Origin of the sequence: Hydrogenophaga sp. (assembly GCF_048549895.1) — a bacterium.
GTDB lineage: Bacteria > Pseudomonadota > Gammaproteobacteria > Burkholderiales > Burkholderiaceae_C > Hydrogenophaga.
Genome location: NZ_JBLYYB010000212.1, coordinates 1 through 15,499 on the forward strand (window position 1 = coordinate 1; position 15,499 = coordinate 15,499).

General features: G+C 59.0%; 13 protein-coding genes and 1 pseudogene. 10 read left to right on the plus strand and 4 right to left on the minus strand.

Translation table 11 applies throughout. The features are described 5' to 3' along the window. The 10 genes and pseudogenes from ACN4F8_RS19860 to ACN4F8_RS19905 all read left to right on the plus strand — a co-directional run. A pseudogene (locus tag ACN4F8_RS19860) lies at positions 1-749 on the plus strand (helicase); the annotation flags it as partial. 47 nt (positions 750-796) lie between these two features. Then, entirely contained in the window at positions 797-1,783 is a 987-nt protein-coding gene (locus tag ACN4F8_RS19865) for an AAA family ATPase (RefSeq protein ID WP_043496600.1), read from the plus strand. A 127-nt stretch (positions 1,784-1,910) separates the two neighbouring features. Beyond that, positions 1,911-4,133: a S8 family peptidase gene (locus ACN4F8_RS19870; RefSeq protein ID WP_419475157.1), complete on the plus strand. Its 2,223-nt coding sequence runs from the start codon at positions 1,911-1,913 to the stop codon at positions 4,131-4,133. A gap of 8 nt (positions 4,134-4,141) precedes the next feature. Continuing rightward, positions 4,142-4,933, plus strand: a complete 792-nt coding sequence (locus ACN4F8_RS19875; RefSeq protein ID WP_419475158.1) for a DUF4391 domain-containing protein — start codon at positions 4,142-4,144, stop codon at positions 4,931-4,933. Between the two features lie 26 nt (positions 4,934-4,959). Further along, positions 4,960-6,963 carry a site-specific DNA-methyltransferase gene (locus ACN4F8_RS19880; protein ID WP_419475159.1) on the plus strand — a complete coding sequence of 668 codons (2,004 nt, stop codon included), beginning with the start codon at positions 4,960-4,962 and terminating at the stop codon, positions 6,961-6,963. Between the two features lie 10 nt (positions 6,964-6,973). Beyond that, the gene (locus ACN4F8_RS19885; RefSeq protein ID WP_419475160.1) at positions 6,974-10,027 is read left to right on the plus strand and encodes a type III restriction-modification system endonuclease; all 3,054 of its coding nucleotides are present in this window, start codon (positions 6,974-6,976) and stop codon (positions 10,025-10,027) included. Continuing rightward, positions 10,024-10,491 carry a TIR domain-containing protein gene (locus ACN4F8_RS19890; RefSeq protein ID WP_096861890.1) on the plus strand — a complete coding sequence of 156 codons (468 nt, stop codon included), beginning with the start codon at positions 10,024-10,026 and terminating at the stop codon, positions 10,489-10,491. Before ACN4F8_RS19885 ends, ACN4F8_RS19890 begins: the two co-directional genes overlap by 4 nt. Next, positions 10,491-11,117 carry a hypothetical protein gene (locus tag ACN4F8_RS19895; protein ID WP_079380531.1) on the plus strand — a complete coding sequence of 209 codons (627 nt, stop codon included), beginning with the start codon at positions 10,491-10,493 and terminating at the stop codon, positions 11,115-11,117. The genes ACN4F8_RS19890 and ACN4F8_RS19895 overlap by 1 nt, the downstream gene beginning before the upstream one ends. Before the next feature lie 3 nt (positions 11,118-11,120). After that, on the plus strand, positions 11,121-12,257 hold the full coding sequence (locus ACN4F8_RS19900) for a nucleoside triphosphate pyrophosphohydrolase family protein (RefSeq protein WP_043496606.1): 1,137 nt from the start codon (positions 11,121-11,123) through the stop codon (positions 12,255-12,257). Then, positions 12,254-12,916, plus strand: coding sequence for a uracil-DNA glycosylase (locus ACN4F8_RS19905; RefSeq protein ID WP_079380532.1), 663 nt, complete (start codon positions 12,254-12,256; stop codon positions 12,914-12,916). Before ACN4F8_RS19900 ends, ACN4F8_RS19905 begins: the two co-directional genes overlap by 4 nt. A 16-nt stretch (positions 12,917-12,932) precedes the next feature. Here ACN4F8_RS19905 and ACN4F8_RS19910 read toward each other — a convergent pair whose 3' ends face one another. The 4 genes from ACN4F8_RS19910 to ACN4F8_RS19925 form a co-directional block, all read right to left on the minus strand. Beyond that, positions 12,933-13,418: a TIR domain-containing protein gene (locus ACN4F8_RS19910; protein ID WP_079758535.1), complete on the minus strand. Its 486-nt coding sequence runs from the start codon at positions 13,416-13,418 to the stop codon at positions 12,933-12,935. Positions 13,419-13,459: 41 nt separating this feature from the next. Beyond that, on the minus strand, positions 13,460-14,047 hold the full coding sequence (locus ACN4F8_RS19915; protein ID WP_043496611.1) for a hypothetical protein: 588 nt from the start codon (positions 14,045-14,047) through the stop codon (positions 13,460-13,462). Between the two features lie 3 nt (positions 14,048-14,050). After that, a complete protein-coding gene (locus ACN4F8_RS19920) occupies positions 14,051-15,193 on the minus strand; it encodes a toll/interleukin-1 receptor domain-containing protein (RefSeq protein WP_079380534.1) in 1,143 nt (380 codons plus the stop codon). 107 nt (positions 15,194-15,300) lie between these two features. Next, the coding region (locus ACN4F8_RS19925; RefSeq protein ID WP_419475161.1) for a DUF4400 domain-containing protein at positions 15,301-15,499 on the minus strand (199 nt) is incomplete at its 5' end.

Below are 15,499 nucleotides of genomic sequence, written 5' to 3' on the forward strand. Positions count from 1 at the left end.
CCAACATGGAGCTGGAGGAATACATCAATCTGGAACAGCGTGTCAGCGGCCGCATGGTGCTACTCGACGTCTCCGCCACCGGTGAGGAAAACCTCATCGAGCAACAGTCCGGCAACCCGATGAACGATCTGGAGTACCGGCGCAAGCAGCTGCTCAAGTTGCAGGACACGGTAATCGACCTGGAAGACCTGTCCACCGGCGTATCAATTACCGACCTGACGCTCACCGACTTCCGCATCGATTTGGCCCAGCACCTCAAGGCGCATCCCGGCAAACTGGACAACCAGCCGCTGGGCGCCTACGCCGTCACCACCAGCATCGATGCCGATATCCCGCCCGGGGTCATCTTCTGCCTGCGCGCCGAGGGCCCGGCGGCACACAAAGCCAAGGAATCGGACTACCCCTTGGCACCCCATTACCTCGTCCACGTCGGCGACGACGGTGCCGTGTTGCTGCACTACACCCAGGCCAAACGCATTCTCGACCGGCTCAAGCGCCTGGCGCTGGGTCGTGACCTGCCCGACGCTGGCGCCTGCGCCCGCTTCGACAAGGCCACCAAGCACGGCGAAGACATGCGCCATGCGCAAAAGCTGCTCGCAGCAAGCGTAGCGTCGGTTGTCGGCAAGAACGAGGAACGCGCAGTGGCCAGTCTGTTTTCGCCGGGCGGCACGCATGCCATCAAAGGCGAGTTCGCCGGAAGCAATGACTTTGAAGTGTTGGCATTCATGGTAGTGCTGTCCCAAGAGTGAACAGGAAACTTACCGAGAGCATGCGTTGAAGAATCTAGGGGACATTTATGGCTAGCGGAAAATTGCTCAGGCAACTGATCAAATCCGGCGTACAAGGGGATCTCGCCAGATTCCGTTCCGCCTCCGAAGCGGTCATCAAGGAAGAGCGCGAGAAGAACCATCATCTGCTCGCCAACGATCTCGAGCACCTGCTCTACGGCGATCAGGCCAAACCCGGTCCTGGCTCCCGCAGGCTGCATGCCGTGACCAATCTGCCCACGAACAAGGACAATGGTCTGGCGCTGCTCGAAGAGCGTGCCGTGATTCGAGAGGAAAAGGACATCATCCTCTCTGACGCTACGAAGTCGGCGCTGGATGAGATTCTGATGGAGCACAACCGTGCCGATGTGTTGCGATCCTTTGGGATGCATCCCGCGCAGAAGCTCTTGTTTTGTGGGCCGCCGGGTTGCGGCAAGACGCTGGCTGCGGAGGTCATCGCGCACAGCTTGTCGATGCCCCTGGTTCTGGTCCGGCTCGATTCGCTTATTTCATCCTTCCTGGGTGAGACGGCGGCCAATCTGCGCAAAGTGTTCGACTACGTGGCGAGTCAGCCGGTGGTGGCGCTCTTCGACGAATTCGATGCGCTGACCAAGGATCGTGGCGACAGCGCCGATCACGGCGAGCTGAAGCGCTCCGTGAACGCAGTCCTGCAGATGATGGACGGCTACCGTGGGGAGAGCATCCTCATCGCCACGACCAACTACGAGTCCCTGCTGGACAAGGCGGTGTGGCGGCGTTTCGACGAGATCTTGCGTTTCGAGCTGCCCAGTCTGGAGCAGATCAAACGCCTGCTGTCATTGAAGCTGTCCGGCATTCGACGAAATTTCGAGGCGGACGACGGCCAGGTTGCCTCGCAGTTCAAAGGAATGTCCCATGCCGATATCGAGCGCGTACTGCGCCGGGCGGTGAAGGAAATGATCCTGTCCGGACGGGAGTTCCTTGAGAAGGCCCACATCGATACCGCGCTGGCTCGCGAATACCGCCATAAGAGCTGAGTTGGGGGGGTAAGAGACTGTGGCTTACGAGCACCTGCGCCTGCAGCGAGAGGCACCGTCGACTGAACGGCATCCAAGACGACATCCCGGTGTTCGGCCGCCGGCCGACCCCCGAGCGCATGGCGCGATGTTGGCGCAGAAGCTCGTCGTGGCGCGAGGGCGAATCGACGCCGAAGATCTAGGTGGTTTCGATGACCGAAAGCTCCTTAAGATTCAACTGCGCGCTGGCGACAAGAGCGTTCCTGCATTCGACACGATTCCCGGTGTTGAGATCGTCAGCCAGGAAGACGAGTCCATCGTGCTGGCCTTCGCGACGGAAGAGGGTCTCGCCGAGTTCGAGAGTCGTCTCAGTACGCTCGCCCGCGACGGCGTGGTGACGCGCAAGGAGCTTCTGTTCGTCATCGAGGACTTCGACCACTGGACGCCCCAGGATCGTACCGGCGCAGCGCTGCGCGAGCAGGGGTTTCCCGCCGAGGAACTCTTCACGCTTGATGTGGAACTGTGGCCCCAGGAACGGCAGGACAGACGCCAGGCGCTTATGGAGGCGTTTTCCCGCTGGCTGCAGGAATACGGCATAGAGCGGCTGGATAGCCTCACGCAGCCTTCCCTCCTGATGGTGCGGATGCGCTGTACGCGAGAGCAGGCGGATCGGGTCCTGCGGCATCGCGACGTGCGCACGGTCGACCTTCCTCCGCGACTCGGCATTGCCGTTCAGTTGCTGCTCACTGACGTCAACCAGTTTCCCGCTGTCTTGCCTCCAGATGGCGGCGCTCCGTCCATCGCCGTACTCGATTCGGGACTGACGCCTGGACACCCCTTGCTGGGGCCGGCAGTGGGCGATGCACAAGGCTACCTTTCTCCCCATCGGACCCCGCATGACGATCAACCCTGGCACGGAACTTTTGTCGCCGGCTTGGCGCTGTATGGGGACGTGGGGGCTGCGATCCGGGACGGGCGCTTCGTCCCGCAGCTCCGGCTGTTCTCCGGGAAGGTCTTCAATGACGACGGCAACGACCAGACCGAGTTCGTCGAGAAGGCGGTGGAGGAGGCTGTGCGCGAGTTGCACGGCCAGTACGGGTGTCGTGTCTTCAATCTGAGCTATGGCGATCTCAACAAGGTCTATGACGGGCGCCACGTTCGCGGCCTGGCCTACACCCTGGATCGCCTGACGCGAGAGCTCGGTGTCCTGTTCGTGGTGCCCACCGGCAACCTGCACCTTCCCGAGCTGCCAGACGACGCGCGAGAACGCTATCCCGACTATCTGCTTGCCGACTCCGCGCGCTTGCTCGATCCGGCCACTGCCCTGAACGCGCTCACGGTAGGCGGTATTGCGCAGAACGAAGCGACGAGGGACGCGCAGCGGCATCCGAACGCCCTTGAGGATCAACCATTGGCGCGAACTGACCAGCCGTTTCCGCTCACGCGATGCGGCTTATCGATCAATGGCGCGATCAAACCCGATATCGTCGAGCATGCCGGCAATGTCGCGCTGATGCGGGCGGTTGCACGTCCGCGGCATGCAGGGTTGGGCGTGGTCTCGCTCAACGGCGGCTTTGCCGGCGGACCAGGGTTCAGCGAAGACATTGGGACGAGCTATGCTGCCCCGGTCGTCGCGCATAAGGCGGCGAGGGTCCTGGCCGAACTGCCGAATGCCACCCCGAACTTGTTGCGTGCGTTGATCGGCGCGCATGCCAGCTGGCCACAAGCCTGCGAGACCTTGCTCAACCCCGACGGCAACGGTGAAGGGCGCGACAAGCTGCTGCGTCTGATCGGCTATGGGTGTGTCGAGGATGCTGCCCTCTTTCGTTCGCTGGACCACACCGTCACCTTGCTGACCGAAGAGCGCATCGGCAACGACCAGCACCATTTTTTCGAGCTGCCGCTGCCTGACAGCTTCTGGGCGGGCGGCCGCCGTACTAGGGAGGTAACGGTTGCCCTGGCGCACAGTCCAGCCGTCCGTACCACGCGGCTGGACTACCGCATGAGCAAGCTGTGGTTCTCCGTGGTTACAGCGAGTGGCCTGGACGAGGTGACACAGGCTTTCCGTCGGAATCGTGAGCAAGGCATGGGAGAGCGCAGCAACGGTCGCTGGCTGTCCAACGACACACGTAAGAATGGCACGCTGCAGGTCTCTCGCTGGAGCTTCAGGCAGGCGCTTGCGAACGGCAACAAGGTCTTCGTGGTGGTGACTCGCCAGGACAGCGCATGGTCGAACGGGTGCGATGGCGAAGAACCCTATGCGCTCGCTGCGGTGCTCGCCGACCGCGAGCAGGCGAATGCCCAGCTCTACGCCCATGTCCGCGCCGTGCTTGAAGCCCGCGTCCAGGCGCGTGCTCGTGCAAGGGTGTGACGCGAACCATGCCGCTGGACGTACCAGGATTCATCGCCTCGCTCGGTCTGCCCGACGGCTGCCGAGTCGATCAGCGCGTGCCGAAGAAGCTGTTGCTGGAGAACGGAGCCCCCACGGCCGCCGACAAGCGACTGATCGCCGATACCGTCGAGGAGATCCAGTGGGTCGCGGCGCTCAAGCCGAACACCATCGGCGTGCCCGACTACCGCGACGAGTCGCGCGAATACCTGGAGGTCGCGGTGCTTGCCGTAACGCTGCGCCGCCAGTCCGAAGGTGGCAAGGCGAAGCCGACGAATCCCGCCCGTCTCGCCGAGCTGGTGCATCGCGCGGTGCCTTATCCGGTGCTGTTGCTATTGCACTCCGAGGAGCGCCTGACGCTGTCATTGGCGCATAAGCGCTGGGCACAGAACGAAGCGGGCAAAGTGGTGCTGGACGGCGGCATGGTGTCCATGTCGTTGCCCGAGGACGCGCCGTCTCTTGATGCGCTGAACGCATTCGTTCAGGCCATCGCCTTGACTCACCAGCCTCGATCCTCGCTTTTCGCCTTGTATCAGGGGTGGATGGACAGCGCGCAGGCGCTGTTGGCGGCAAAGCTGACTGGAACGTTCAAGAAAACCGACGGCCCCGAGCAGGCCGCAGTTCGCCGCCATGCCCTGCAGGAATGCGCGCGGCTGGAGGCCGAGGCGGCCTGCTTGCGCACGCAGGCGGGCAAAGAAAAACAACTGGCGCGACAGGTTGAACTGAACCTCGCGCTCAAGCGCGTGCTGGCACAACTGGCTGCAGCACGCGAACAGCTTTGAAGATCGAACGAATGACGGAGAAGAAAATGCAGATCATCGACGCCGCGAGCCCACTGGCCCAGTCTGCCGACCTGGTGGCCGGCAACATCGAGCAGCTCAAGGCCTTGTTCCCGGAGCTGATTACCGAAGGACCGAACGGCGTTTCGGTAAACGTGGACGTCCTTAAGGCGCTGGTCGGCGACCGGACCATCACCGATGCCGACGAGAAATATGGCCTGAACTGGCATGGCAAGCGCCGCGCGCGGCAACTCGCGCTCACCCCCTCGACCGGCACCCTGCGCCCCTGCCCCGAGGAGAGCGTGGATTGGGACTCCACGCAGAACCTGATGATCGAGGGCGACAACCTCGAAGTGCTCAAACTCCTGCAGAAGAGCTATGCCGGCAAGGTCAAGTTGATCTACATCGACCCGCCGTACAACACGGGCAAGGACTTCGTGTACCCGGACAACTTCCAGGACAACATCAAGAACTATCTGGAGCTGACCGGGCAGGCCGAAGGCGGGCAGAAGGTCAGCAGCAACACCGAGGCCAGCGGAAGGTTTCATACCGACTGGCTAAATATGATGTTCCCTAGACTGAAGCTTGCACGAGGTCTGCTCAGAGACAACGGGGTTATCTTCATTTCGATTGACGAGCGAGAGTACTCAGCATTGCGCCTGATGTGCTGCGATATCTTTGGTGAGGAAAACATTGTCGGCACGGTCGTTTGGAAAAACGCAACGGACAATAATCCGACCAATGTGGCGACGGAGCATGAATACTTGTTAGTGGTTGCCAAGAAAAAAGAGTCGATTGATGCAGAATGGAAGTCATCCATTTCAGACATCAAAGATGTGCTCGTTAGAATTGGCGATGAGCTCACAGCTAAGTTCAAGGGGCAAGAACTACAAGGTGCGTATGACACATGGTTTCGTGAGCACAAGGCGGAACTGTGGCCGCTTGACCGATATAAATACATCGATGAAGGCGGGGTCTACACAGGAAGCCAGAGTGTGCACAACCCTGGCCGAGAGGGCTACAGGTACGATGTGCCCCATCCAGTGACCAAGCGTCCATGCAAGCAGCCATTGATGGGATATCGATTCCCGAAAGAAACAATGGACGAACTGCTTGCAGCGGACCGAATATTGTTTGGAGAAGATGAGTCAAAGATCATTGAGCTAAAGGTATACGCATCCGATTTCAAAGAGAAGCTATCCAGCCTCCTGGAGCTGGATGGCCGATTGGGGGCTTACGACCTCAAGGAAGACTTTCCAACGGAAGGAAAGGTCTTTACGAACCCCAAGCCCGTACGCTTGTATGAGGCGTTCCTGCCATTCCTATTGAAGGATCATGGTGATCTGGTTGTTGATTTCTTCGCGGGCTCCGGCGCAACAGCCAAAGCTGTGTGGAAGCTCAATTCAAAGGACTCGATCCGACGAACGTTTTGCCTTGTTCAGCTACCTGAACCGCTGAATGCGAGCGATAAGGATCAGAAGGCGGCCGTTAAGCTTTGTGATTCGCTTGGGGTGCCGCGCACTATTTCTGAAATAACCAAGGAGCGATTGCGTCGCGCTGGAAACAAGGTAAAGGCAGATAATCCACTTTTCTCGGGCGATACCGGCTTCCGTGTCTTCAAGCTCGACCACTCCAACATCCGCGCCTGGAACCCGAATCCGGCCGACCTGGAACAGACCCTGTTTGCCCACCAGGACCATCTGATGGACGGCCGTACTGAATCGGACATCCTCTACGAGCTGCTGCTCAAGCTGGGCCTCGACCTGTGCGTGCCGATCGATAAGCGCTCGATCCAAGGCAAGGACGTGCATTCGGTGGGCGGCGGCGTGCTGATGGCATGCCTCGCCGAGCACATCACCCGCGACGATGTGGAGCCGCTGGCCCAAGGCATCGTCGCCTGGCACGAGGAGCTACAGCCGGCGGGCGACACCACCTGCGTGTTCCGCGATAGTGCCTTCGCCGACGACGTGGCCAAGACCAACCTGGCTGCCATTCTGGAGCAGCACGGCATCCAGAACGTGCGCAGTCTGTGAGGGCGTGGTGATGAAACTGCATTTCGAGCCCAACCTCGACTATCAGCTTCAGGCCATCGAGGCGGTCTGCGATCTGTTTCGCGGCCAGGAAGTGTGCCGTACCGAGTTCACGGTGACCATGAAGGCGCCGCCGCCGGCTGCCGAGGACATGTTTCCGGGCACCAAGCCGGAGCAACTGACCCTCGGCGTGGCCGAATCGGACCTGGGCGTCGGCAACCGCCTCACATTGCTGGACGACGAGCTGCACCAGAACCTGGCCGACATCCAGTTGCGTGGGGGATTGCCGCCTTCCGGCGCGTTGGTCTCGGGCGATTTCACCGTCGAGATGGAAACCGGTACGGGCAAGACCTACGTCTACCTGCGCAGCATCTTCGAGATGAACAAACGCTATGGCTTCAGCAAGTTCGTCATCGTGGTGCCGTCGGTGGCGATCAAGGAGGGTGTCTACAAGACCCTGCAGATCACCGAGGAGCACTTCAAGGGGCTCTACGCCGGCGTGCCCTTCGACTACTTCCTCTACGACTCCAGCAAGCTCGGCCAGGTGCGCAACTTCGCCACCAGCTCAAACATCCAGATCATGGTGGTCACGGTCGGGGCCATCAACAAGAAGGACGTCAACAACCTCTACAAGGACAGCGAAAAGACCGGCGGCGAGAAGCCCATCGATCTGATCAAGGCGACGCGGCCGGTCGTGATCGTGGACGAGCCGCAAAGCGTGGACGGCGGTCTGACCGGGGCAGGCAAGACCGCACTCGATGCGATGAATCCGCTGTGCACCCTGCGCTATTCCGCGACCCATGTGGACAAGCACCACATGGTGTTCCGGCTCGATGCCGTGGATGCCTATGAGCGCAGGCTGGTCAAGCAGATCGAAGTGGCATCGGCCACCGTTGAGGACGCCCACAACAAACCATTCGTAAGGCTGGTGTCGGTCGCCAACCGCCGTGGCACGATCTCTGCCCGCGTGGAACTCGACGTGGCAACCGCCAGCGGCGTGAAACGGCAAGAAGTCACCGTTTCCGACGGCGATGACTTGGAACAGGTCGCCAAACGCGCCATCTACGCCGATTTTCGCGTCGGCGAGATCAGTACCGCCAAGGACGAAGCGTTTCTGGAGTTGCGCTACCCCGGCGGCGAAACCTTTCTCAGCGTGGGGCAAGCGCATGGCGATGTCGATGCCCTGGCCGTGCAGCGCGAGATGATCCGCCGCACCATCAAGGAGCACCTCGACAAGGAGAAACGGCTGCGCCCGCTCGGGATCAAGGTGCTGTCGCTGTTCTTCATCGACGAGGTGGCCAGATACCGCTCCTACGATGCGGACGGAAACCCCGTCAAAGGGCCTTACGCGCGCATCTTCGAGGAGGAGTATCGCCGTGCGGCCAAGCTTCCCACGTACCAGAGCCTGTTCGAGGAGATCGACCTTACGAGTGCCACCGAGGAGGTCCACAACGGCTATTTCTCCATCGACAAGAAAGGCGGCTGGACGGACACCAGCGAAAACAATGCAGCCAACCGCGAGAACGCCGAGCGTGCCTACAACCTGATCATGAAGGAGAAGGAAAAGCTGCTGTCCTTCGACACGCCGCTCAAGTTCATCTTTTCCCACTCGGCGCTCAAGGAAGGCTGGGACAACCCCAATGTCTTCCAGATCTGCACACTGCGCGACATTCAGACCGAGCGCGAACGCCGGCAGACCATCGGCCGGGGGCTGCGCCTCGCCGTGAACCAGAACGGCGAGCGCGTGCGCGGATTCGAGGTCAATACCCTCACGGTGATTGCCACCGAGAACTACGAGCAATTCGCCGAGAACCTGCAGAAGGAAATTGAGGCCGACACCGGCATCCGCTTTGGCATCGTCGAGCAGCACCAGTTCGCCGCCATCGCCGTTACCGGGGCCGACGGCCAAACCGTGCCTCTGGGCATCGATCAGTCGAAGGTGTTGTGGGAGCACCTGAAAGCTGCCGGCCACATCGATGCCAAGGGCAAGGTCCAGGATTCGTTGAAGACGGCGTTAAAGGATGGAACCCTGGCGCTACCTGCGGAGTTCGACGCGCAGCGCAGTCAAATCGCCGAGGTGCTGCGCAAGGTGTCGGGCCGTCTGGAAATCAAGAACGCCGACGAGCGCAAGCAGGTTGCCGTGCGCAAGGGCGTCTATCTCAGCCCCGAGTTCAAGGAGCTGTGGGATCGCATCAAGCACAAGACGACCTATCGGGTGCAGTTCGATAATGACAAGCTGATCCAGAACTGCATCGATTCGCTTCGACAAGCCCCGGCCATCCCCAAGGCCCGGCTGCAATGGCGCAAGGCCGACATCGCCATCGGCAAGGCAGGGGTGGAGGCCACGGAGAAAGCGGGCGCGGCAACTGTCGTCCTGGACGAGACGGACATCGAGCTGCCGGACCTGCTCACCGACCTCCAGGATCGCACCCAACTCACCCGCCGGAGCATCGCCACCATCCTGAGCGGCAGCGGGCGGCTGGACGACTTCAAGCGCAACCCGCAGCAGTTCATCGAGCTGACCGCCGAGACCATCAACCGCTGCAAGCGCCTGGCCTTGGTCGACGGCATCAAGTACCAGAAGCTTGGCGATCAGCACGTCTATGCACAGGAACTGTTCGAGCAGGAAGAGCTGACCGGCTACCTGAAGAACATGCTGATGGACACGGGCAAGTCCATCTACGAGCACGTGGTCTACGACTCCACCACCGAGCGCGACTTCGCCGACGCGCTGGAGAAGAACAACGCCATTAAGCTCTACGCCAAGCTGCCAGGCTGGTTCAAGGTGCCCACGCCGCTGGGAACTTATAACCCGGACTGGGCCGTACTGGTGGAGGACGGTGGAGCGCAGCGACTGTACTTCGTGGTGGAGACCAAGGGCAGCCTGTTCACTGACGACCTGCGCAACAAGGAGCGCGCAAAAATCGCCTGTGGCGAGGCGCATTTTGAGGCGCTGGCGGTTGGCGAGAATCCGGCACGCTACGTGGTCGAGCGTTCTGTCATCGACCTTTTGGCTGAATCGGCTGCGATCTTCAGATCATATGAAAACCTTGGAGGTGACAGGTGACAGAGAAAAGGAATGTGTTTATCAGCCATGTCCATAAGGACGATCACGGGCTCCAAAAGCTCAAGGATCTGTTGGCTCCAAATGGGATGGAAATCAGGGATTCCTCCATCCATACAGGAAAGTTCAACAATGCTTCCGATGAGCACTACATAAAGACGCAGATCCTTGCCCCTGCGATCAACTGGGCCGGAGTGTTCATTTGCTACGTCTCCCCCCAGACCAAGAACAGCGACTGGGTGAACTGGGAAATTGAGTATGCGGCCAAACAGGGCAAGCGCATTGTTGGTGTTTGGGAGCATGGTGAGAAGGAATGCGACCTCCCGGATGCCCTGAAAGAGTATGCCGACGCCTTGGTTGGGTGGAACGGCGATGCAATCATTGACGCGATCAATGGGAAGGACTCGTGGGAAAAGCCTGACGGCGGCGCCTGCGACCCGGTTCCACTCATGCGGCATCCCTGCTGATGGCTCGCATTCACTCCTATGTGGTGCGATACGACAGTGGTTTCGCACCCAATCCTTTCTATGGCTACTGCACGCTTGCGACCTGCAAACCCAATATCCGCCGATCCGCTGACATCGGTGATTGGGTGGTCGGCAGTGGCAGCAATGATAGAACTGTCCGACGTGGCGGGCGTCTCGTGTACGCGATGCGCGTTACCGAGGCGATGACATTTGACGAATACGGCGCAGATCCACGGTTTGAATACAAGAAGCCGTACCGCAATGGAAGTCGGAAGCAAAGTTGCGGAGACAACATCTACTTCAGGGCCGTGCCTGGAGCTGCCTGGCAGCAGCGAGACTCATTTCACTCCCGCCCCAATGGCACGCTCAACCCGGACCATGTCGCCCGTGATACGGGCGTCAATAGGGTTCTGATCAGTAATGATTTTGTGTATTTCGGGGGAGAGGGTCCGGAGTTTCCCGAGGAACTGAAGGACCAGCAAGATCGGCCTCTATGCAAAACAGGAAGAGGCCTAACCACCTTTGACGATGCGCAACTGATTGCGAACCTTGAGCAATGGATTCGCAGCTTTAACGTGAGCGGTTATCAGGGCGCTCCATTCGAATGGCTGACTCTTCGTAGGTGACCGATGAAAAAGGAAGGCTCCCTCTTGCTCTCGGATTACGCTGCGGAAATTGCAGCCACAGACGTACTCAACCCGAATGACTTCAACCCTGTCCTCCAAGGTCTATACGGAGAAGTCGGCGGAATAATGGCTACGGCCAAGAAAAATGTTCGAGAGAGAACGGCTTACCCTGGTTTCAAGAAGGCAGCAGAAGAGGAGTTTGGCGACACCCTCTGGTATTTGGCCGCAATCTGCAGGCGCCTGCAGATTCCTCTTGAAGAGATCTTCGCGGAAGCTGCGAACCACGGAAACTTTAAGAATGTGGGCGCTGCAAGTGACATCACCGAAGGTGCGTTAGCCTATATCGCTGTGCCCGTCGCCGTGACTGCTTCGTTGGATGCCACCTTGGTGCGTTTGGGGCAGTCAGCGGCGGCCCTACTGGGAAGCACGCCTGCACGTGCAGACTTGATTGCTTTCGCACGGGCCTATCTGGATGCAATCCACGCGGCCGAGCTTGCGTTTTCGGAGGTGGCTCGCGGAAATCTCCGGAAAGCTCGCGGCGCATTCTTGGAGCCGCAGGCAGAAGACCTGGCTGGCCTTGATTTCGACAGTGAGTTTGGAATTGAGGAACAACTGCCCAGGGATTTCAAAATCCGGGTCAATCAGCGAGGCAGCGGCAAGAGTTATCTCCAATGGAAGGGTGTATTCATCGGAGACCCTCTGACGGACAACATTGCCGATCGCGATGGCTACCGGTTCCATGATGTCTTCCACTTTGCTTATGCCGCAATCCTGCACTGGTCGCCTGTGATGCGGGCATTGATCAAGCACAAGCGAAAGAGCAATCCGAAATACGATGAAGAGCAGGACAGTGGTCGGGCCATCGTCGTGGAGGAAGGGCTTTCAGCGTGGATTTTCTCCAGGGCCAAGGAGCTGAATTTCTTCGAGAACCAGGAAAAGGTCTCACTTGGGTTTCTCAAGACCATTGGTGAGTTCGTGAGTGGTTACGAAGTGGAGAAATGTCCGCTAAAGCTCTGGGAAAAGGCAATCCTGGATGGCTATGCTGTCTTTCGCCAGCTCAAGGCAAATCAAGGTGGCTGGATCATTGGAAACCGAGAACAACGCACCATCAAATACATGCCACTTGAGTCTGAAAAATGAAGATCCACCCGTTCGTTGATGCAGTTGCTTCGCTGCAGTTCGAAGACTGCTTCAATCCGTATTCGGATTGTTGTGAAGTTCATGATAGACGCGACGCACCACGTCGCCGTGCCGCTGCACTGTCCGCCATGTTGCGTCGTGCAACCGAGGAACCCGTAGACGCGATATGGATCGGACGAGACCTCGGATACCGCGGAGGACGCCGCACTGGGTTAGCCCTGACCGACGACGTTCACATAAGCCAGCACGCTAGGCGTTGGAATCTCGACCAGGTCGCCGAGCGGCCGACGATAGGCAGTGCTGTGGCCGAACGAACCGCCGCGGTCATATGGGGCATGCTGGAACATATTGATGCTCGCATCTTTCTCTGGAACGTTTTCCCTCTGCATCCGCATGAATCAGGAGATCCTTTCACCAACCGGCAGCACAACGCGCGTGAGAGGCGAGCCGGCGAAGAACTTCTCCAACAGCTCATTGTCTTGCTACGCCCCTCGCGTATCGTCGCCATCGGTAACGATGCCGCCGCTGCGGCTCATCGCATCACGGATTCCGTACCCGTGATTTGCGTGAGGCATCCTAGCTACGGAGGACAGACCCAGTTCCAGAAGCAAATCTCGGAACTATATGGGCACCCCATGAGCACTGGGTCGCTGTTTTGACGAGAGGCTGGGCTGCTTAGCGAGCAGCGATCGCCGCTTCAATCCAGCCCGATAGGTTGTCACTGATGTGGTTATAGGCCGCGCTGCTGGTGGCCCCCGGTGGATCGTACATGCGGACGACGGTGGATAGCTTTCTACCGTCGTTCAAGGTAAATGCGTCAAACGGATTGGCCCCGGCAACTGATGGTTGCTGGTTATGGTCCAGCAGCTTATGGACTCGTATTCCCAAGAGTCCCTTGCCACTATTCCATGACTGCTCAATTTCATATCGAATCCAGGGGCGATTCGCCGTTTCGGCGCCGACCAGAACAATTGCGCACGTCCGTCCTTGCAGTTGATCGTCAATCCATCGCTTGATTGCGGCCTCGCCACCTCGCTTCACTTCTTCCCATTTGTTATCGCTTGCGGGCTGGTTGCCCTCAACAACACCGATATTCCGTATCTTGGAAGCGCGCCAACTGTCGCGTTGATAGTGGAAGCTATAGAAGACTTTCCGTGGCATGGCGAATCCTTCGTTGGCTCGTGTGAATCGGCAGAGGAGATTCAGCTCGCTGCGCCTTGAATGTTCAATGCGAGGTGCGTGTGAAAGAGTTGCGCAAAGTCAATATCACCAAGATCCACGTCGGTGAAATAACCTTGATCTTTGGCCAAGTTCAGGGCTGCCCCGCCTGGCGATGGCACGGGCAGAACTTTGGCGGCGGGGTGGAATTGCCTGAAGAGTTCATGCTCGGCTTCCACTCCTTCCATGCCGCCGATGAAAACAGCGGCAACGAGATCGTCGCGCGACAGCATTTCTTCCCGCATTAGCAGCAGGCTCGCATCCCTGTCGCCGGCAACTGCGTTGGTGAAGACTACATTGTGAAAACGGTCGTTTTCTTCCGGGTAACGGTCCTTGAAGAACGTGCTCTGATACAGAACCACGGACCCAGAATAATCGACACCCAAATCCTCACAAATGCTCCAGATCATGGGCGTAATAGCGGGATGGCCTCCCCACACAATCTTGTGCTGACGGATGACGGCTATGACCAGTTCCCTCACAGCGCACTGGATGAGGAATGGATTGGCGGTCTCGTGATACGAGCCGCGGCCGACAAGTGGGACACTGGCTGAAAGGAAGATTGCGCTCACGATTCAGACCTCCCAGTCCGCAAATTGCCACCCAGCCTCGCTGGCTTTGACCCACCGCGCAGAGTGGATATGCTGGCCCAGCCAGTCCAAATGCCCCAGCCATCGGGGATGCAAGCCAACATGATCGTAAACGACGGCAACCGATTGATCTGGCGAATTGGTGGATGCGTCATGCAACGTGGTCGACGTGGGGACACCAACTGTTGGGTAGACGACGACATTCCGGCCATCCGGTAGTCGGATATAGACCGCCTTGTTCGGTCCAACGCCGACAAGTTGGCCGCCAATCGTTTGAATAGCGTTGCGCAAATTGCTCACTAGATTGACGGAACGGACCGCATGGCTTTGGCTGCGAACTTCTTCGAGCTGTAGACAGATTCGCTCCACAGCGCTGTCTGCGAGGCGTCCTGTGGCCGCATCCACTTCTTCGGGCAACAATTCTGCGCGACTGGCGGTGGCTGTTCGCGCAGATGGCGTGCAGTCTGGCCAGCCAACCCGTAAGACGCTAATGCCTTTCGCCAGAGCGCGTCCGAACTCTGCGCTTGTCCATCGGCTTTCAAAGTAGCCTGGTGTGTCAAGCATGACAAGAACGTCGGAATCGCAAAGGCGATGCCACAGCATCGTCTGAAAATCTTCCGCAGGTGGAATCCCATGTGTATCGAGAAACACATCGAATAGCCGAGCGGACAAGGCATCGAAGAGTTGTAAGGCTGCATCACGGGCTTCGCCGCGGCGGTAGCTTACAAATACTCGACGCTGGCGAGGTAGTAATCCCGCACACTCAAGTAAAGCGGTCGCGACACGCTGTGGTCCGTTGGCCGTATAGGCTAAGCAGTTGAGAGGTCGCAGTAATTCAGGGATCTCTTCGCTAACTCGATTGACGTCGGACGCTATCGGCAGTAACGGGATGCCTCGTTCCAGCAACTTCGCCACATTGGCAAGGGGTGGATTCTCGCCTCCGAAAAATACCGCAGCGGATGAGCGCTGTTGGTCGGGGTTAAACGCTTCCGGGCGCACCTCCCATCCAACTTCATGCCCTAGTCGCAAGTTGAACATGCCTACGGCAGTTCCGACGACTTCTTCAACCTCAGAAATCTGGGCATCGGTTGGCGAACCAAGCACTGCAAGTTGATAGAGGGCGGTCATGCTCTTCCTTGTGATTCCAGCAGCAACCGTGATTGTCGAAGCGCGAGCCTGTCTGAACGAAGAAGGCAAGCAACCCCGCAATTTTAAATTGCTACAGCCGGAGTGATCTACAGGTACTTCTTGAACGTCGCCGCCGCAATGCACACCGCCACGCCGAGCAGTGCGGCGCTGGGCAGCAGGATCAGCAGCGGGTTCACGCTGACCGGCAGTGCCAGGTAAGTCACCCACGGCAGCACGGCCAGCGGGATCAGGCTGGCCCTGGCGCGGTGATAGATGAACCCCGACTCGCGTCCCGCGCCGAAGCGG

Coding starts and splice junctions, on each gene's coding strand:
- ACN4F8_RS19870 (WP_419475157.1), top strand. CDS start 1,911: ATGTTGGCGCAGAAGCTCGTCGTGGCGCGAGGGCGAATCGACGCCGAA.
- ACN4F8_RS19865 (WP_043496600.1), top strand. CDS start 797: ATGGCTAGCGGAAAATTGCTCAGGCAACTGATCAAATCCGGCGTACAA.
- ACN4F8_RS19895 (WP_079380531.1), top strand. CDS start 10,491: ATGGCTCGCATTCACTCCTATGTGGTGCGATACGACAGTGGTTTCGCA.
- ACN4F8_RS19910 (WP_079758535.1), bottom strand. CDS start 13,418: ATGCCACGGAAAGTCTTCTATAGCTTCCACTATCAACGCGACAGTTGG.
- ACN4F8_RS19885 (WP_419475160.1), top strand. CDS start 6,974: ATGAAACTGCATTTCGAGCCCAACCTCGACTATCAGCTTCAGGCCATC.
- ACN4F8_RS19875 (WP_419475158.1), top strand. CDS start 4,142: ATGCCGCTGGACGTACCAGGATTCATCGCCTCGCTCGGTCTGCCCGAC.
- ACN4F8_RS19900 (WP_043496606.1), top strand. CDS start 11,121: ATGAAAAAGGAAGGCTCCCTCTTGCTCTCGGATTACGCTGCGGAAATT.
- ACN4F8_RS19920 (WP_079380534.1), bottom strand. CDS start 15,193: ATGACCGCCCTCTATCAACTTGCAGTGCTTGGTTCGCCAACCGATGCC.
- ACN4F8_RS19905 (WP_079380532.1), top strand. CDS start 12,254: ATGAAGATCCACCCGTTCGTTGATGCAGTTGCTTCGCTGCAGTTCGAA.
- ACN4F8_RS19880 (WP_419475159.1), top strand. CDS start 4,960: ATGCAGATCATCGACGCCGCGAGCCCACTGGCCCAGTCTGCCGACCTG.